We start from the raw sequence: 19,679 nt of genomic DNA, 5'->3' as shown, positions 1-19,679 counted from the left end.
TATTTTTGATCTAAATTATTTAGGTTCTATTACGAGCGCCAAAATTTTGAGGAGCATGGTGGCTTAAACATCCATTAATATACTTTACTGACAATTCGGGCTATACGGAATGGCATCTAAACGTTTTTGAAAAGCACTGGCATTCAGTATATTTTCATACATTTGTTGATATGTTTTTTTGTGATCTTCAATGTTGTGATAATCAATAATTTCTTGAAGTTTATCTCTATATTCTATATGGCCGGCATGGAACATTGCTGCATAATGTCCCCACAATACATATTGATATCGTACAGCTGCCTTCGGAATTAAATTTATTTCGTTTAAATAGCTATGGGCCGTTTTTTCATAACATTCTTTTATTTCATGAGCATCTTTTTTCATTTTTCTTAAGAAAATGCATTGCATCTCTTGTAGTTGTGAACTATCTGTTTTATTTAGAATTTTTTCGGTAACTATATATGCTCCTTTAAGGCAACCTAAGTGAATAAGTACCTTGCGTTTGGTTTTTAAAATATCTAAATTATTATCGCTAGAGGGAATTTTTTTTAATAAGTTTTTAAATTTTAAATGGGCAGTATCTGGATCTTGTCCAGCTTTTAGTGTGTACACAATATCATTATATTCAAATATATAAGGGGTGGCTGATGTATGTTGTGTCTGATTACTCTCCATATTAAGTATTTTTGAAGGTCTATCATCAGTAGGATTATTACAGGCACTTAAACCTAAGCTTGCTAAAGAAAATGCTAAAATTTTATGCACTACAGTTTATACCTTTATTCTCTTTTATGAGATTTATGAAGAATAATAAAATATAAAAGAAAATACTGTGTAGTTTTTTATTTCTCATGTTCTTGAGCAGTTCCATAGTCAATTTGAATTTGAAAATTGGTTTATATATTTTTGAATCAATAATATAAAGCCCATGGCTGCAGCACCATGACTCAACAAGATGAGTATTCAATCCGTTAGACATCCAAATTTTGATGTGTGGATAGCGATTCTGTGATTTATGCAATATTGATTAGTAAATCATATTAAACAAATAAGAATAATTATTAACTTAAAGTTGATAACAATTATCATTCGTGTTAATTTTTGTGCCGAACTTTTACTACTGTGTAACAAGGAACAAGGTAGTGGAAGGCTAAAAATATGGTTCAGCACATTAGTTATTATGGAATTTTCTTATGTACAATCAGCCCTTTAGAAAAGCATTTAAAGTTCACCCTTTAGTACTTTCTATGGCTTTAACGGTACCTTCATTTGTTTATGCAGAACAACCAACCGAAACAGCCACTTTAGCAACGATAAAAGTACAAGCAGAACAAGAAAATCCGGCTGTTACTGAAGGCTCGGGCAGCTATACAGCAAAAAGTTCAAATACTTCTACAAAACTAAATTTATCTCTTCGTGAAACTCCTCAATCGGTCAAAGTTTTAACCCGTGAATATTTAGATGATCGAAAAATCGATTCCTTTCAAGATTTAATGAATAATATTACGGGTGTTTCAACCTCACGTACTGATGAGCGTCAAAGAGTTTATGCACGTGGTTTTGAGGTGGATTATTACTTAATTGATGGAATACCTAGTACTACAAACTTAGGCACTGGTGATTTAGATTTAGATATTTATGATCGTATCGAAGTAGTAAAGGGTGCCAATGGCCTAACCACAGGTGCTGGAAACCCATCGATGGCACTGAACATGATTCGAAAACATGCAAACTCAAAAGAACTCGCTGGTAATGTCAGCACATCTTTAGGCTCATGGAATTCTTGGAATAGCTCGGCAGATGTTTCCACACCGCTTAATGCAGATGGATCATTGCGTGGCCGTATGTTTGTGAAGCATTCTGATGAAAAATCATTTATGGATTTCTATGAGAAAGAACGGAATGTATTTTATGGTGCAGTTGATTATGACTTGAGTGACAAAACAAGCATGTCACTTGGTGCTACTTATCAAGAGTTACATCGTGATGGTATTCGCTGGGGCGGGACACCGGCTTTTTATACTGATGGGACTCGGACCAATTTTTCTAGGAACTTAACTGTAAGTGCACCTTGGACTTATTGGGATGTAAATACAACGGCAGTATTTGCGAACTTAAAGCAGAATTTATTTAATGACGTTAATTTAAATATTGCTTATACCTTCCGTAAAGAAGATACAGCTTCTATGTTGTTGTATACAGCTGGAAAAGTAGACAAGGCAACCAATACAAGTCCATTAGAAAATCCAAATGATAATCAGAAGAATAAACCTGATTATGTTTCTGTATATGGTGCAAAAGCTGCAAATGAAGAAAATAATATTGATGTTTTTATCAATGCGCCATTTACGCTTTTTAATCGCCCACAAGAAATCATTATTGGTGGATCTTGGAATAAGAATGAGAAAACAAAGGATATTTTTGGTGGATCTAACACAGACCAAGACATTGAAAAATATTTAGGTGGACCACTTAACTATAATGATATGGCTCAAGAGTTGCTTCAACCAGTAGTATTAAATGGTAAAAATGCACTCAATGAAACTACACAAACTGCTGCTTATGTTGCCGGAAAATTTCAAATTCTTGATCCTTTAAAAGTTATTGCTGGGGCACGTTTATCTAACTGGGAATATAAATCTGAAAATGATAAAGGTAACCGTGAATTTAATAATGAATTAGCACCATATGTTGGGGCTATTTATGATTTTGCCCAAGATCATTCTGTCTATGCGAGTTATACAGAAATTTTTAAACCTCAAGAACGTAAAGATATAAATGATCAATATATAGATCCGATTACAGGTAAGAGTTATGAGGCTGGCTTAAAGAGTGAATGGTTTGGAGGGCGTTTAAATACAGCATTATCAGTATTCCGGATCGAGCAGTCTAATTTTGCTGAACTCATACCTGACAGGTTCATTATTCGCAATGGTATACAAACTACAGAGCAGGCCTATCAAGCTGTGGATGGGGTTGAAAGTAAAGGTTTTGAGTTTGAAGCTGATGGCGAGATTAACGACAACTGGGGTATTAACTTTGGTATTGCTAATTTTGAAGCAAAAGATGCAAAAGGCACAAAGGTTAATACGACAAATTCTCGAACAACCTCGAATCTATTTGTTAAGTACAAACTTGATCAATGGAGTGCAGGACTTGGCTTAAATTATAAGAGTAAATACTATACAGGTAGCGGAAGCTCCCGTATTGAGCAGGATGCTTATGTTTTAGCAAGTGCGATGCTTGGCTATCAAGTAGATAAAAATATCAAACTTCAATTTAATATCGATAATATTTTTGATGAGAAATATTATGAGGGTATTGGTGCTAACTCAATGAATTGGGGAACACCACGAAATGCAACGTTGAGTGTTCGTTATAATTTCTGATTTAGACTCTCATAAGCAGTCGATTTATAAGAGCCCTTTAATGAGGGCTTTTCTATATTTACTCAGCATACTTTCATCATAGTTAGACTGGTGTTTAGGTGCATAGATTGATTTATAAGCAATTGTACTTATAAATATTATTTCCCTTTCAAATTTCATTCATTTTTGACAAAATGAAACATGTCACAATGGTCAATTAAAGTAATATGCCCATTAATAATTTTGCTTAAATTTTTGCAGGAATTGCGCATGTTGTTTGTTAATTACTATACAATACAAACTCTTAACGAAAGTTTTTAATTAAAAATCTTAATGATATGTTAGAAGTATTTCGATCCACTTCAAGCAAACTGATATTGCTACTTGTTATTGTTTTAGTAGCTATACTGCAATATCAATTTTGGTTAGGTGAGGGTGGCTATATCCCTCATCAAGCTCTCATGCAACAAATTCAGCAACAAGCTGAGGTAAATGAAGAGCTTAAAGAACGAAACCGTATTTTGGCAGCAGAGGTTTTTGACCTGAAAAATGGTACAGAAGCAATAGAAGAACATGCTCGCCTTGATCTTGGTTTGGTTAAACCTCACGAGACATTTGTTCAAATGAGTACAATCAGTACCCATTACAAGCCTATTTATATTGACCCGAACGCTAAAGTTGATTTGGAAACGAATGAGACACCTGCATCCCCAGATATCCCAGACTAAATTATGGGCAGTTATACCTGCTGCAGGATCAGGAAGTCGATTTTCTAAAACTGAATTGAAGCAGTATCAATATATTCAGGATAGAACTGTTTTAGAACACACTATTCGGCGTATAAGTCAACTTCCGTTAAATGGTTATGTTTTGGCTATTGGTACACAAGATACCTTTGCTCAGACTCTTGCATTTCAAAATATAGATAAGGCGCATTTTTGCACTGGTGGAGCTGAGCGAGTTCATTCAGTATTAAATGCATTAAATCATCTTTTAAATTTTGCCGATGAAAATGATTGGGTCCTTGTACATGATGCAGCTCGACCTTGTGTAACAATTGATTGTTTAAATGCACTTGTGGCAAAGGCAATTGAATCAAATGATAGTGCTATTTTAGCAATTCCTGTTCGTGATACTTTAAAGCAAGTTAAGACAGGCGATCATATTGATAAAACAGTAAGCCGAGACTCATTATGGCAAGCTCAAACCCCTCAAATTACTAAAATTGGTAAACTCAAAAAAGCAATTGAACATGCTTTAGAAAATAACGTCACTATTACAGATGAAGCAAGTGCACTTGAATATATGGGTGAAACTGTACGGGTCGTGATGGGGCGTTCTGATAATATAAAAATTACCTATCCCGATGATTTAGAACTTGCGCGTTTGATTCTCCAATCTCAATCTTAATTCTATTATTTTTTAAATTGCTTGGATGATTAAATCGTCTAAGCAATTTTTTCTACATATCTATTTATAACAACTCATATTCTTTTACATTTATAAGTTTTACGATTTATTCGGATTATACAACTATCTTAGATAATGTTCGATCATCGAACAAAATTCACTTATACCGAACAAAACCATAGTGGGATAACTAGATCAAATTATAAAAATTATCAAGAATGTTTAAAAGGGAAATCTAAGGGAAACACTCGGGATTGAGTGAAATATTTATCTATTCTTCTCGCCTCAGTGTGCCTAACTCTCTTACCTATCTCTTCTTCAATGAGCACAATGGAGTTGTCTAATGATTGACAAAAGTAAGTCCTCACTTAGCGAGGTTCTATCGCAGATTAAAGATGGTGCCACCATCCTGATTGGTGGTTTTGGTACCGCAGGACAACCCGCTGAACTCATTGACGGTCTTATTGAACTCGGTGTTAAAGGCCTAACCATTGTCAGCAACAATGCCGGTAATGGCGATTACGGTCTGGCTAAACTGCTCAAAGCCGGTTCAGTTAAAAAAGTGATTTGTTCTTTCCCACGTCAGTCAGACTCTTATGTGTTTGATGAACTGTATCGTGCTGGAAAAGTAGAGCTTGAAGTGGTACCACAAGGTAATCTGGCTTGCCGTATTCAGGCAGCTGGTATGGGACTTGGGGCTGTGTTTACCCCAACAGGCTTTGGAACACTTTTAGCGGAAGGCAAAGAAACCCGCCAGATCGATGGTAAAGATTACGTACTCGAATATCCAATCAAGGCTGACTTTGCCTTGATTAAAGCCTACAAGGGCGACCGCTGGGGCAATCTGGTTTACCGTAAATCTGCACGTAACTTTGGCCCGATCATGGCCATGGCCGCGGATGTCACCATTGTTCAAGTCTCTGAGGTGGTTGAGCTAGGTGGATTAGATCCAGAGCACATCATCACCCCAGGTATTTTTGTACAGCACGTTGTACAAGTACAGCCCGCACAATAAGCAATAAGGAGAAATAACATGAGCTACCAAAAACTCAGCCGTGACCAGATTGCAAAACGTGTGGCACAGGACATTCCAGATGGTGCATATGTGAATCTAGGTATTGGCTTGCCAACCAAGATTGCGAGCTATTTACCTAACGACAAAGATATTTTCCTTCATTCTGAAAATGGCCTATTGGCATTTGGTCCACCACCAGCGGAAGGTGAAGAAGACCCTGAACTGATCAATGCGGGTAAAGAATTTGTGACCATGCTTGAAGGTGGCAGCTTTTTCCATCATGGCGACTCATTTGCCATGATGCGTGGTGGTCACCTTGATATTGCTGTGCTTGGTGCCTTTCAGGTTGCAGCCAATGGTGACTTGGCGAACTGGCACACTGGTGCGCCAAATGCGATTCCTGCCGTTGGTGGCGCAATGGATTTAGCGGTTGGTGCTAAAAAAGTATTTATCACCACAGATCATGTGACCAAGCAAGGTGAGCCGAAGATTGTGGCTGAGCTCACTTATCCGGTTACGGGTAAGCACTGTGTGGATCGTATTTACACCGACCTGTGTGTGATTGATGTGACCAAAGATGGTTTGAAAGTGATTGAGAAAGTAGAAGGTCTTAGCTTTGAAGAGTTACAGGCTTTGACTGGTGCCACTTTGATTGATGCGACACAAGGGTAAGGAAGTAGGAAATGACATTAAAAAACGCTTATATCATCGATGCCATCCGTACTCCATTCGGTCGTTATGCCGGTGGCCTTGCTCCTGTTCGTACCGATAACCTTGGCGCTGTGCCGATTAAAGCACTCATGCAGCGTAACCCGAATGTAGATTGGGAACAGGTCGATGATGTGATCTATGGCTGTGCTAACCAAGCCGGTGAAGATAACCGCAATGTTGGCCGCATGTCAGCACTGCTTGCAGGTTTACCGTATCAAGTACCAGCAAATACCATTAACCGTTTATGCGGTTCTTCACTCGATGCCATTGCTATTGCTGCCCGTGCCATTAAGGCGGGTGAAGCAAGCTTGGTGATTGCAGGTGGTGTAGAAAGTATGAGCCGTGCACCCTATGTGATGGGTAAGTCAGATAGTGCTTTTGGTCGTAGCCAGAAGATTGAAGACACCACCATGGGCTGGCGTTTCATTAACCCTAAACTTAAAGAATTGTATGGTGTAGACACCATGCCCCAGACTGCCGAGAACGTCGCTGAACAGTTCAACGTAAATCGTGCAGATCAGGACCAGTTTGCCTTGGCGAGCCAACAACGCACCGCAAGCGCGCAAGCCAAAGGCTTTTTTTCTAAAGAAATCGTGGCAGTTGAAATCCCTCAGCGTAAAGGTGATGCTGTTGTGATTGATACCGATGAACAACCACGTGCTTCAACCCTTGAAGGTTTAAGCAAGCTTAAACCAGTTGTTAAAGCAGATGGTAGTGTGACTGCGGGTAATGCTTCGGGCATTAACGATGGTGCAGCCGCATTGCTTATTGCTTCTGATGAGGCAGTTCAAGCTTATAACCTAAAACCGCGTGCCAAGATCATTGCTTCAACAGCAGTGGGTGTGGAACCGCGCATTATGGGTTTTGCTCCTGCACCAGCCATTAAAAAACTACTTAAACAAGCCAACCTAACTTTAGAGCAGATGGATGTGATTGAGCTGAATGAAGCTTTTGCTGCACAGGCTTTGGCAGTGACTCGTGATTTAGGCTTACCTGATGATTCTGACAAGGTCAATCCAAACGGGGGAGCAATTGCTTTGGGTCATCCGTTAGGTGCGTCAGGCGCACGCCTAGTGACCACAGCCTTAAACCAGCTTGAGCAAACAGGCGGACGTTATGCCTTATGTTCAATGTGTATTGGTGTAGGCCAAGGTATCGCTTTGATTATTGAGAGAGTCTAATCATGAGCCAGTTATATGCCAGCTTGTTTTATCAAAAAGACGTCACTGACATCTTTAGTGACTCATCTTTAATCACATATATGATTCAGGTTGAAGTTGCGTTAGCTCAAGCACAGGCAAAAGTTGGCGTGATTCCTCAAAATGCGGCTCATACCATTGCCCAAGTAGCTGAGCAGGCAATAGAAAAGTTTGATTTTCCAGCGTTGGCTGTAGCAACTGGCTTAGCAGGAAATATCGCAATTCCATTTGTAAAGCAACTTACAGCAATTGTTAAAGATGTAGATGAAGATGCTTCACGTTATGTGCATTGGGGCGCAACAAGTCAGGATATTTTAGACACAGCTTGTATTTTGCAATGCCGCGATGCGTTAAACATTGTGGAAGCACAACTTCAACAGTGCTACACCACTGCATTACAACAAGCTAAGCAATATCGCCATCAGGTCATGATTGGGCGTACATGGTTACAGCAAGCTTTGCCAATTACTTTAGGACATAAGCTTGCACGTTGGGCTTCTGCATTTAAACGTGATTTGGATCGTATACAAGCAATCAAACCACGTGTACTCACTGCTCAGTTAGGTGGTGCTGTGGGTTCATTAGCTTCTTTGCAAGATCAAGGTTCACTTGTGGTAAATGCATTTGCTAAGCAGTTGAATCTGACTGTACCCACAAGCACATGGCATGGTGAGCGTGACCGTATTGTAGAAATCGCAAGTGTGCTCGGCATGATTGTTGGTAACACAGGCAAGATGGCTCGTGATTGGTCACTCATGATGCAAACAGAAATTGCTGAATTGTTTGAGCCAACTGCAAAAGGTCGTGGTGGTTCATCGACCATGCCTCATAAGCGTAATCCAGTGGCAGCAGCTTCAGTACTTGCAGCAGCGAATCGTGTACCAGCACTTATGTCTAGCATCTATCAAAGTATGGTGCAGGAACATGAGCGTAGTTTAGGCGCATGGCATGCAGAATGGTTAGCAATCCCTGAAATTTTTCAGCTTTGTGCTGGAGCATTAACTCGTACTGGTGAAGTTTTACAAGGTTTCGAAGTTAATGTTGAGCATATGCAGCAGAACCTTGATTGTACCAACGGGTTGATTATGGCCGAAGCTGTGATGATGGCACTGGCTCCAAGAATTGGACGTTTAAATGCACATCATGTTGTTGAAGCAGCTTGTAAAACAGCCGTGGCTCAAAAGCAGCATTTATCTGAGGTGGTTAGTCAGTTAGATGAAGTAAAAGAACATTTTAGTCAAACAGAAATTTTGGAAATATTTAAAGCAGAAAACTATTTGGGCAACATTCAAGCTCAAATTGATGCTGTTCTGCAAGAAGCACAAGGAGGAGACATAAAGTGAAACAGCTTATAACCAATCGACAAGGTAAACAGCTCGCTGTATATACCGATGGATTAAAAGATGCTCCAGCACTTGTGTTATCTAACTCGTTAGGAACAGATCATGGAATGTGGCAGCCACAAGTAGATGAGCTTAAAAGTCATTTTAATGTCATTACATATGATACACGTGGCCATGGTGAAAGTGATGTAATTAGCGACACCACATTGCAAAACTTAGCAGAAGATGTTGTTGATATTTTAGATGCCTTAAATATTGAAAAAGCTCATTTTTGTGGCATTTCAATGGGTGGAATTACAGGGCTTTGGTTAGGTATTCATTATCCAGAGCGCTTTCACAGCATTACTGTAGCGAACTCGGCAGCTAAAATTGGACAGGCTGATGCTTGGTTGAGTCGTGCAGAATCTGTAGAACAAAATGGTTTAGCTGAATTGGTTAAAACCACGCATACCCGCTGGTTTAGTGAAAAATTCGACTATCAACATAATGTGGTTGCACAAACGACAATTCAAAGTCTCGCAAACACACCCGCACAAGGTTATGCCAATGCATGTCGTGCTTTAGCACATGCTGATTTAAGAGATGAAATTGCACAAATCCAGATTCCGGTATTGCTGGTTGCAGGGACATATGATCCGGTAACTACAGTAGCAGATGCTGAGTTTATGCAGAATGCTATTAAGAACAGCGAAATTGCTAAATTGGAAGCATCTCATCTTTCTAATATTGAACAACCACAAAGATTTACTCAGGAATTGACTAGGTTTATTCAGCAAATCTAATAGCTTAGTGATTTAAAAGGAATTGGCCTTAAGGAGGCAAATATGGCGTCTCAGGATTACGCTGCACCAAACAAAAGTATCGATGCTCAAGCACTGATTAATGATGCTCCACTCAGTAAGTATCAATGGATGATTGCAATCATCTGTTTCTTAATTATTTTTACTGATGGTATCGATACTGCTGCAATGGGTTTTATCGCTCCAGCTTTGGCTCAGGACTGGGGCGTTGACCGTTCTCAGTTAGGCCCAGTGATGAGTGCTGCACTTGGTGGAATGATTATTGGAGCTTTGGTTTCTGGCCCGACAGCTGACCGTTTTGGTCGCAAAATCGTTTTGGCAGTATCAATGCTGATTTTTGGTGGTTTTACCTTGGCATCTGCCTATGCCACAAATCTGGATAGCCTTGTTGTATTGCGCTTTTTGACAGGTATTGGGCTGGGTGCAGCTATGCCAAATGCCACCACATTATTTTCTGAATACTGTCCAACACGCATTCGTTCACTACTGGTGACATGTATGTTCTGTGGCTACAACTTAGGTATGGCAACAGGTGGCTTTATTAGTAGCTGGCTCATTCCGACTTACGGTTGGCACAGTCTATTTTTGCTAGGTGGCTGGTCACCTCTGATCTTAATGATTTTAGTGATTTTCGTTTTACCTGAGTCTTACCGTTTTTTAATTGTTAAAGGTAAAGACCCAGAGAAAGTACGCAAAATTTTAAATCATATTGCGCCAACTCAAGTTAAAGACGTAAGCACTTTTTATGTTCCAGAAGAGAAAACTGAAACGGCTCAAAAGAAAAATGTTTTTGGAATTATGTTTTCTAAACCATATGCGAAAGGAACACTTTTGCTTTGGTTGACCTATTTCATGGGATTGGTTGTTGTTTACTTGCTTACAAGCTGGTTACCAACACTCATGCGTGAAACAGGTGCTTCAATGGAGCGTGCTGCATTTATCGGTGGATTGTTCCAGTTCGGTGGTGTGGTGAGTGCATTATTCATTGGTTGGGCGATGGACAAATTCAACCCGAACCGAGTGATTGCTATTTTCTACTTTGCCGCAGGTCTATTTGCGATTGCTGTGGGTCAAAGCTTAGGAAATTCAACTTTACTTGCTGTATTGGTGCTTTGTGCTGGTATCGCGATTAACGGTGCGCAATCTTCAATGCCAGCTTTAAGTGCACGTTTCTATCCAACCCAATGCCGTGCAACGGGTGTGTCTTGGATGACAGGTATTGGACGTTTCGGTGCAGTATTTGGTGCTTGGATTGGTGCCGTATTACTCGGTAATGATTGGTCGTTTACTGCCATTCTCAGTTTATTACTGATTCCAGCGACTGCTGCGGCTGTTGCTGTATTTGTTAAATCACTTGTTGCGCATACCGATGCAACTTAATGGAGGTCTATCACAATGAATGATGAAGAACGCTATAAACAAGGCATTGAAGTGCGGACTGAAGTTTTAGGTGAAAAACATGTTGGTCGGTCTTTGCAGAACTTAAATGACTTTAACCAAGATTTTCAAAATTTTATTAGCCGTTACGCATGGGGTGAGGTGTGGTCTCGTCCAGGCTTACCACGTCACACACGTAGTTTAGTGACTATCGCAATTTTATTGGCGCTTGGTCGTGAAGATGAACTACGCATGCATTTACGTGCTTGCTTCAACAATGGTGTAACCAAAGAAGATTTAAAAGAGTTGATCTTACATAGCTCACTCTATGCAGGTTTACCTGCTGCAAATGCTGCAATGCATATGGCTGAAGAAGTCTTTAAAGAATTGGGGATAGAAGTAAGCCCAGTTGCAGCGAAAGAACAGGATTAAGGAGATAAAGATGTCACAACATAGCTGGGGTGCTTACGCCCAACGTAATACAGATGATCATCCACCAGCGTATACGCCAGGTTATAAAACAAGTGTATTACGTTCGCCAAAAAATGCATTGATCTCTATTAACGAGACTTTAACTGAAGTCACTGCACCGCATTTTTCTTCAAATCTGTTTGGCCCAAAAGATAACGATTTGATTTTGAACTATGCCAAAGATGGTTTGCCAATTGGTGAGCGTGTCATTGTTCATGGCTATGTTCGTGATCAGTTTGGTCGTCCTGTAAAAAATGCGCTTTTAGAAGTATGGCAAGCCAATGCTTCTGGTCGTTATCGCCATCCAAATGATAAATTTATTGGCGCCATGGACCCTAACTTTGGTGGTTGTGGTCGTACATTAACTGATGAAAATGGTTTTTATATTTTCCGTACCATTAAACCGGGTCCGTACCCATGGCGTAACCGTATTAATGAATGGCGTCCGGCTCATATTCATTTCTCTTTAATTGCTGATGGTTGGGCTCAGCGCCTAATTTCACAGTTTTATTTTGAAGGTGATACGTTAATCGACTCATGTCCGATTTTAAAAACCATTCCTTCTGAAGATCAACGTCGTGCACTAATTGCACTAGAAGATAAAAACAACTTTATCGAAGCTGATAGCCGTTGTTACCGTTTTGACATCACTTTACGTGGACGTCGAGCGACTTACTTCGAAAACGAATTGACTTAATCAGGAGCCTTAGCATGAATAACTGGAATTTTCAGGAATTAAAAGAAACAGCATCTCAAACGGGTGGTCCTTACGTTCACATTGGTTTGTTACCACAACAAGCAAATATCGAAGTTTTTGAAAACAACTTCAATAACCAGCTTGTACAAGACCAGACCCAAGGCCAGCGTATCCGTCTTGAAGGGCAAGTGTTTGACGGGTTGGGTTTACCTCTACGCGATGTGCTTATCGAAATTTGGCAGGCCGATGCAAATGGTATTTACCCAAGTCAGGCTGATACACGTGAGCAAAAAGCTGACCCAGCTTTTCAAGGTTGGGGCCGTACTGGTGCAGACTTTGAAACGGGTATCTGGAGTTTCAATACAATTAAACCGGGCGCTACAGCAGGGCGTAAAGGTTCAACTCAGGCACCTCATATTGCTTTAGTGATTTTCGCTCGTGGTATTAATTTAGGTCTTAATACGCGTGTTTATTTTGAAGATGAAGCAGAAGCAAATGCCAATGACCCGATTTTAAATAGCATTGAATGGGCACCACGTCGTCAAACACTTATTGCAAAGCGTTTTGAAGAAAACGGTGAAGTTGTTTACCGCTTTGATATTCGTATTCAAGGCGATGACGAAACTGTATTTTTTGATATTTAAGAAACACCCAAGGCTACACATGCTCGTCTATGGATGCGTGTAGCCTTTTTAAGGATGAATGATATGAACATGAAAACATTATTAAGCTTAAGTTTGCTTGCACTCCCATTTTTTACAGCACAGGTGAATGCTGAACCTGTCGCTTTGGCTACCCAGACTCAGGCTGCTACTACAGCTGTTAAAACGATTGTTCCGATTACAGCAAAAACAAAAGAACAAGCTTTAGCGCAAGCTCAAGTTATTGCAAATACGGCAGATGCTGATTTGGCAGAGTTTCGTATTGATTTACTCAGTTTTGCTAGTGATACAAAACAAGTCATTGCGTTAGGTCATGAATTGAAAAAGATTTTAGGCAATAAGCCAATGATTGCCACAATTCGTACTAAAAACGAAGGTGGTCAACTTGAAATTAGTGATGTGGATTATGGTAAGACCTATCAGGCTTATTTAAAAAATCCGTTCATGGACTGGTTAGACGTTGAAATGTTCCGTGATCAAAAAGTAGTTTCAGAAATTGTTCAAAAAGCACATCAAAAGAAAGTGTTGGTTGTGATGTCTAATCACGACTTCCAGAAAACACCAAGCCAAGATGAAATTGAAAAACGCTTGTTAAAACAAGATCAGATGGGCGCAGATGTTCTCAAAATTGCAGTAATGCCAAAATCTAAACAAGACGTTTTCACTCTAATGAACGCGACTTTAAAAGTGAGTCAGCAAACCACTAAACCTTTATTGACCATGTCAATGGGGCAGTTAGGGACGATCTCTCGTGTTGCGACAGCCAATATGGGGGGAAGTTATAGCTTTGGCATGATTGGTGAGGCTTCTGCACCAGGGCAAATTGATGTGACCAAGCTCAAACAGATTTTAAAAACCGTTCAACCAACAAACCCATAAATCATAAGGACATGATGAAATGAATACATTACGTTTAACTACTCTTGCATTAGGTTTGATGGTTTCAGGTGTAGCCGCGGCGCAAACTTATGTTGTTGACCGTTATCAGGACGACAGCAACAAAGGTTCTTTACGTTGGGCAATTGAGCAAGCCAATGCGAATTCGACTGAAGCTAGCGACATCTTGATTCAGGCAGTGGGCAAAGCACCTTATGCGATCAAATTAAACAGCGCGCTTCCTGAGATTAAAGCACCGGTCAAAATCATTGGTACCCAGTGGGATAAAACTGGTGAATATATCGCGATTGATGGTTCAAATTATATTAAAGGCGAAGGTGCGAAAGCTTGCCCAGGCGCAAACCCTGAACAGTATGGGACCAATGTGCGTACGATGACTTTACCGGGCTTAGTACTACGCGATGTAAATAACGTCACGTTAAAAGGTCTAGATATTCATCGTTTCTGTATTGGTGTATTGGTTAACCGTTCAAGCAATAACCTTATTCAACATAACCGTATTAGTAATAACTACGGTGGTGCTGGTGTCATGCTTACTGGTGATGATGGGCAAGGTAACCCAACGGCAACCACGACCAATAACAATAAAGTTTTAGACAACATCTTCCAAGACAATGGCGATGGTTTAGAACTAACCCGCGGTGCTGCTTTTAACCTGATTGCAAATAACCATTTTGTTTCAACTAAAGCAAACCCAGAGCCATCACAAGGTATTGAAATTTTGTGGGGTAATGACAATGCCGTAGTCGGTAATAAATTCGAAAACTATTCGGATGGCTTACAGATTAACTGGGGTAAGCGTAACTATATTGCCTACAATGAAATGACCAATAACTCGATTGGTTTTAACATGACTGGCGATGGCAACATTCTCGATAGCAACAGAGTGCATGGTAACCGTATTGGTGTCGCGATTCGTTCGGAAAAAGATGCAAATGCAAAAATTACATTGACTAAAAACCTGATTTGGGACAATGGTAAAGATATTAAGCGCTGTGAAGCAGGTGGTTCATGTGTACCGAATCAGCGTTTAGGTGCAATTGTATTTGCTGTACCTGCACTTGAGCACGAAGGATTTGTAGGTTCTCGTGGTGGTGGTGTAGTTGTTGATCCATCTAAACAACAAAAAACATGTACTCAACCAAATGAACAAGGCTGTAATGCTCAACCTAATCAGGGTATTAAAGCTCCTAAATTAACTGCGAATAAGGGTTCAGTTGCGCTAGAAGTTAATGGTTTACCAAATCAACGTTACCAAGTTGAATTTTTTGGTAATCAAAATGCGGCATCAAAAGAAGCTGAGCAATATTTAGGGGCAATAACAGTTGCTACAGATGCACAAGGAATCGCAAAAGCAAATTGGAAGCCAACTGTAAAAGTTGCCTCAATTACAGCAAATATCACTGATCGTTTTGGTGCAACTTCTGAGCTTGGTTTTACAAGTGTTAAATAACAATAAGGAAAGCGCCTCAAACTGAGGCGCAGCATAGAAATATAGAAATGATAAAAGGGACTTAAAATGCCGAATTTAATGAAACTGAGTGTATTAACAATCGCTGTATTAGGCAGCCAATTTGCGCTTGCGAATGAGCCGTGGTCGCAAGACCGTCAATGGTTACTTGGCGACTGGAATGGTGAACGTCAGCAACTAGAGCAACAAGGTTATAAATTTACAGCTTCTATTATGAGCCAAGCTGCCACAAATTTAGATGGTGGTTACAACGACAGCAATACTTTTGAAAATGCTGCACAACTTTCTTTAGGTGCAAACTTCGACTTAGAAAAAATTGCTGGATGGAAAGATACAACAGCGAGCCTAGTCGTGACTAAACGTGACGGGAATGCATTAACTCTCGAGCGTATTAAAGACCCGCGTTCTAGCCAATTGGGCAATGCCCAAGAGATTTATGGTCGCGGTAAAATCTGGCGTCTGTCTCAGGCATGGGTCAAAAAAGGTTTTGTTGATAACACAGTACAGGTCAAAGTGGGCCGTATGGGTATGTCAGAGGACTTTAATAGTTCTCAATGTGAGTTTCAGAACTTATTGCTTTGCGGTGGGCAGTTAGGAAAATCAATCGGTTCAATTTGGTACAACTCACCAGTCGGTGTTTGGGCTACAAATGTTAAATATCAGTTTGCGCCTGAGTGGACATTGGGATTGGGTGTTTATGAGGTAAATCCAGACAACATTAAAACCGAATCAAATAGTGATGGCTTTAATCTGGATATGAACAACGTGAAGGGTGCAACCATACCGGTTGAGCTTGCATGGAAACCAAAACTTGCTGCTTTTAATGGCTTACCGGGTGAATATAAAGTAGGGGCGTTGTACTCAACCGCAGAAGCGAATGACATTAAAACTGCCGGCAAAGTTCATGATGGGAAACAAAGTTTCTGGATTAATGCTCAGCAACAACTTACCCATAAAGGTGAAGACCCTAAACGTGGTTTATACGTAAGCTTGAACGGTGTTGTAAATGATAAAGCAACCACCTTTGTTCAAAGTACACAACAACTTGCACTTTGGTATAAAGGGCCGTTTGATAGCCGCCCAAATGATTCGATTGGTTTTGGTATTGCCAATTATGTGGTCAATGATCGTGCTAAAGATAAGCAGATCGCAACGAACGAAAGTCGTGGATATTATAGCTATGATGCGATTGCATCTGACTATATTCCAATTCAAGACGACGAACTAAATGTCGAGTTGAACTATACCTATCAATGGTCTCCGGCCGTTATGTTACGTCCAAACATTCAATATATCCATCAACCTGCCGGTGTAAAAGCGGTCGATGATGCTTGGGTAGCTGGTCTTAGCGTGAAAGTCAATTTTTAACAATGTTGATGGCTGGTTAGACATAGTTTAACTGGCCCAAATGCTTGAACTATTGTGTTCAGTATATGTGGAGTAGGATCTATGTCTGAGTCAGATTCTAAGTTTCATATCTTATTCAAAATATGGTGTTTTCTATTAGGCCTAGTTTTATTGGCTACTGGTGTTTTTTACATCGTAGGCGGTGGAAAGCTAGTGTCATTAGGTGGATCTTGGTATTTCCTAGTCGCAGGGCTGTTTATTACCATTTCTGCATTTAGTATTTTTCGTAAAAAGGCACTTGGTGTCTGGATATTCGCGGCCGTTTTTGTTGGCACCGTAATTTGGTCATTTGTTGATGCGGGATGGGAATTTTGGCCGTTATTCTCGCGGTTAATGTTTCCTGCTGGTCTTTTTGCCGCATTGTTATTTACCTTGCCTTCAATTCGACGTTACCAATTTCAAACTAGCTTGGCATCTTCATCTTATGCAGTTGGTGGGTTAGTTGTTGTCGGTATGTTGATTGCACTCTACCAAATGTTCCAACCACATCCAACAGTAGCAAGTTCAGGTGAAAAGCTACCTTTAGTACCAGTTGATCCTGCTAAAAAACAGGTGAATTGGGAAAATTATGGAAATGATGCAGGTGGTAGTCGCTTTGTTGCTCTCGATCAAATTAACCGAGATAACGTTCATAAACTAAAAGAAGCTTGGCGTTTTAGAACAGGCGATTTTACCACGGGTAGTGGTAATGGTGCGGAAGACCAAATGACCCCACTACAAGTTGGGAATAAAGTCTTTTTATGTACACCGCATAATAATATTTTTGCGATCGATGCTGATTCAGGCAAACAGCTCTGGAAAGCTGAGGTGAACTCTAAAGCCGATGCTTGGGAGCGCTGCCGTGGCGTTGCATACTTTGATTCGACTAAGCCACTTGTACAACCAACTTTGGCTGGTGCAAATGCAGTAACCACAGTTGCAACCAATACGGCATGTCCACGCCGTTTATATACAAATACACCTGATGGTCGTTTAATTGCAGTCAATGCAGATAACGGTCAGCGCTGTGCTGATTTTGGTGTAAATGGAACGGTTGATCTGTTAGAAGGTCTAGGAGCTGGAACTAAAGCTCCACGTTTTGAAGTCACTTCTGCACCGACTATTGCGGGTACAACCATTGTAGTGGGTAGCCGTATTGCCGATAACGTAGCAGCAGATATGCCGGGTGGTGTTATCCGCGGTTATGATGTGATTACGGGTAAACTTCGCTGGGCATTTGACGCACGTAATCCAGATCCTAACTATGTTCTTAAACCAGGTGAAACTTATAAACGTAGTTCGGCAAACTCATGGGCTGCAATGTCTTATGATCCGCAAATGAATACGGTGTTCTTACCTATGGGTAGTTCATCTGTCGACATTTGGGGTGGTAACCGTAATCCGTTAGATCATAAGTACAACACTTCTGTTTTGGCACTTGATGCGACAACAGGTAAAGAAAAGTGGGTATATCAAACTGTTCATAATGATTTATGGGACTTTGACTTGCCAATGCAACCGAGCCTAGTCGACTTCCCATTAAAAGATGGTACGACTAAACCTGCTGTTGTCATTGGAACCAAATCAGGCCAATTCTTTGTGCTTGACCGTGTAACTGGTAAACCATTAACTAAAGTGATTGAACAGCCAGTTAAGCCTGCCAATATTCCGGGTGAGCAATACAGTGCAACTCAACCGCGTTCTGTTGAAATGCCTCAAATTGGTAATCAGACTTTAACTGAATCAGATATGTGGGGTGCAACGCCGTTTGATCAGCTCATGTGTCGTATTAACTTTAAGTCAATGCGTTACGAAGGTCTATTTACTGCACCAGGTACTGACGTTTCATTAAGCTTCCCAGGTTCTTTGGGTGGCATGAACTGGGGTAGCATTGCTTTTGATCCGACACATCGCTATATGTTCGTAAACGATATGCGTCTTGGGTTATGGATTCAGTTAATGGAACAGACCCCTGAAGATATTAAGATTCAGGCGAGTGGTGGAGAGAAAGTAAATACGGGTATGGGCGCTGTGCCAATGAAAGGTACACCATATAAAGTGAATAAAAACCGCTTTATGTCGGCTCTTAGCATTCCGTGTCAAAAACCACCATTTGGTACCATGACTGCGATTGATTTAAAAACTCGTCAGATTGCATGGCAAGTACCGCTTGGTACAGTACAGGATACTGGACCTATGGGTATCAAAATGGGCTTAAAAGCACCAATTGGTATGCCAACTATTGGTGGACCAATGGCAACACAAGGCGGATTGGTCTTCTTTGCTGCAACGCAAGATTACTATTTACGTGCTTTTGATTCATCTACAGGTAAAGAACTGTGGAAATCACGTATGCCAGTAGGTAGCCAAGGAACCCCAATCAGCTATGTTTCACCGAAAACAGGTAAACAATATGTGGTTGTTACGGCAGGCGGTGCTCGTCAGTCTCCTGATCATGGTGATTATGTAGTCGCTTATAGTTTGGAACAGTAATTAAATAAGGCAAAAGAGAGCATTTCTCTTTTGCCTTTAACTTTAATATATTTTTTGTATTAAAGCCTGAGGGGAAGTTCTATTATTTTAACTAGATAGCTTTACCAAATAGTAAAAAATTACTTTAACTTATTGCAAAACCTAAAATATTCCTAAGATTGATAATGCTTGAATCCTAGATGTAGCCGAACTGTTAGATATTTTTTCACAATGTTTTACCTATAAATAAATCTTATTTGTTTGTTAAGTTTTGTTTAACTTAAGATGGTGAATTTTAATTAGAAATAAACATTATTAACTTATTACACTTAAAAATCAGGTTTTTTTTGTTGAAAAAATAAGCGTAAATATATATTTATATTATATTTATATAATTTAT

17 protein-coding genes are annotated in these 19,679 nt (G+C 40.1%); 16 read left to right on the top strand and 1 reads right to left on the bottom strand.

Annotated elements, in window-relative coordinates:
* Positions 1-84: 84 nt before the first annotated feature.
* Positions 85-765 (bottom strand): hypothetical protein, encoded by a 681-nt coding sequence (locus tag ACPF64_RS14640; protein ID WP_426454166.1) that lies wholly within the window; start codon positions 763-765, stop codon positions 85-87.
* 428 nt (positions 766-1,193) lie between these two features.
* Between ACPF64_RS14640 and ACPF64_RS14635 the strand changes: the two genes are divergently transcribed.
* From ACPF64_RS14635 to ACPF64_RS14560, 16 genes are all read left to right on the top strand, one after another.
* The gene (locus ACPF64_RS14635; protein ID WP_426454164.1) at positions 1,194-3,389 is read left to right on the top strand and encodes a TonB-dependent siderophore receptor; all 2,196 of its coding nucleotides are present in this window, start codon (positions 1,194-1,196) and stop codon (positions 3,387-3,389) included.
* 317 nt (positions 3,390-3,706) lie between these two features.
* Positions 3,707-4,096, top strand: coding sequence for a cell division protein FtsB (gene ftsB / locus ACPF64_RS14630; RefSeq protein WP_004643028.1), 390 nt, complete (start codon positions 3,707-3,709; stop codon positions 4,094-4,096).
* Entirely contained in the window at positions 4,062-4,778 is a 717-nt protein-coding gene (gene ispD / locus ACPF64_RS14625) for a 2-C-methyl-D-erythritol 4-phosphate cytidylyltransferase (protein WP_416658020.1), read from the top strand. The genes ftsB and ispD overlap by 35 nt, the downstream gene beginning before the upstream one ends.
* 343 nt (positions 4,779-5,121) lie before the next feature.
* Positions 5,122-5,793, top strand: a complete 672-nt coding sequence (locus tag ACPF64_RS14620) for a 3-oxoacid CoA-transferase subunit A (RefSeq protein ID WP_045431259.1) — start codon at positions 5,122-5,124, stop codon at positions 5,791-5,793.
* A gap of 18 nt (positions 5,794-5,811) precedes the next feature.
* Positions 5,812-6,465, top strand: a complete 654-nt coding sequence (locus ACPF64_RS14615; protein ID WP_231765091.1) for a 3-oxoacid CoA-transferase subunit B — start codon at positions 5,812-5,814, stop codon at positions 6,463-6,465.
* Between the two features lie 11 nt (positions 6,466-6,476).
* On the top strand, positions 6,477-7,685 hold the full coding sequence (pcaF, locus tag ACPF64_RS14610) for a 3-oxoadipyl-CoA thiolase (RefSeq protein ID WP_426454160.1): 1,209 nt from the start codon (positions 6,477-6,479) through the stop codon (positions 7,683-7,685).
* A 2-nt stretch (positions 7,686-7,687) separates the two neighbouring features.
* Positions 7,688-9,046 carry a 3-carboxy-cis,cis-muconate cycloisomerase gene (gene pcaB / locus ACPF64_RS14605; RefSeq protein ID WP_426454158.1) on the top strand — a complete coding sequence of 453 codons (1,359 nt, stop codon included), beginning with the start codon at positions 7,688-7,690 and terminating at the stop codon, positions 9,044-9,046.
* Positions 9,043-9,828 (top strand): 3-oxoadipate enol-lactonase, encoded by a 786-nt coding sequence (gene pcaD, locus ACPF64_RS14600; RefSeq protein ID WP_231763170.1) that lies wholly within the window; start codon positions 9,043-9,045, stop codon positions 9,826-9,828. Before pcaB ends, pcaD begins: the two co-directional genes overlap by 4 nt.
* Positions 9,829-9,870: 42 nt before the next feature.
* Entirely contained in the window at positions 9,871-11,226 is a 1,356-nt protein-coding gene (locus ACPF64_RS14595; protein ID WP_005040146.1) for an MFS transporter, read from the top strand.
* 15 nt (positions 11,227-11,241) lie between these two features.
* The gene (pcaC, locus tag ACPF64_RS14590) at positions 11,242-11,655 is read left to right on the top strand and encodes a 4-carboxymuconolactone decarboxylase (protein WP_005040148.1); all 414 of its coding nucleotides are present in this window, start codon (positions 11,242-11,244) and stop codon (positions 11,653-11,655) included.
* A 10-nt stretch (positions 11,656-11,665) separates the two neighbouring features.
* On the top strand, positions 11,666-12,391 hold the full coding sequence (gene pcaH / locus ACPF64_RS14585; protein WP_003652026.1) for a protocatechuate 3,4-dioxygenase subunit beta: 726 nt from the start codon (positions 11,666-11,668) through the stop codon (positions 12,389-12,391).
* A gap of 14 nt (positions 12,392-12,405) precedes the next feature.
* Positions 12,406-13,035 carry a protocatechuate 3,4-dioxygenase subunit alpha gene (gene pcaG, locus ACPF64_RS14580; protein WP_003652024.1) on the top strand — a complete coding sequence of 210 codons (630 nt, stop codon included), beginning with the start codon at positions 12,406-12,408 and terminating at the stop codon, positions 13,033-13,035.
* Between the two features lie 69 nt (positions 13,036-13,104).
* On the top strand, positions 13,105-13,932 hold the full coding sequence (gene aroD, locus ACPF64_RS14575) for a type I 3-dehydroquinate dehydratase (protein WP_080758406.1): 828 nt from the start codon (positions 13,105-13,107) through the stop codon (positions 13,930-13,932).
* A 19-nt stretch (positions 13,933-13,951) separates the two neighbouring features.
* On the top strand, positions 13,952-15,403 hold the full coding sequence (locus tag ACPF64_RS14570) for a right-handed parallel beta-helix repeat-containing protein (protein ID WP_426454154.1): 1,452 nt from the start codon (positions 13,952-13,954) through the stop codon (positions 15,401-15,403).
* Positions 15,404-15,469: 66 nt separating this feature from the next.
* The gene (locus ACPF64_RS14565; RefSeq protein WP_017388287.1) at positions 15,470-16,789 is read left to right on the top strand and encodes a carbohydrate porin; all 1,320 of its coding nucleotides are present in this window, start codon (positions 15,470-15,472) and stop codon (positions 16,787-16,789) included.
* An 81-nt stretch (positions 16,790-16,870) separates the two neighbouring features.
* Positions 16,871-19,300: a glucose/quinate/shikimate family membrane-bound PQQ-dependent dehydrogenase gene (locus ACPF64_RS14560; RefSeq protein ID WP_426454152.1), complete on the top strand. Its 2,430-nt coding sequence runs from the start codon at positions 16,871-16,873 to the stop codon at positions 19,298-19,300.
* Positions 19,301-19,679: the final 379 nt, after the last annotated feature.

Origin of the sequence: Acinetobacter sp. KB005 (assembly GCF_049949095.1) — a bacterium.
Classification (GTDB): Bacteria; Pseudomonadota; Gammaproteobacteria; order Pseudomonadales; family Moraxellaceae; genus Acinetobacter; species Acinetobacter calcoaceticus.
The sequence above is the reverse complement of the archived record's forward strand: the minus strand, read 5'-3'. Positions and strand labels throughout refer to the sequence as shown.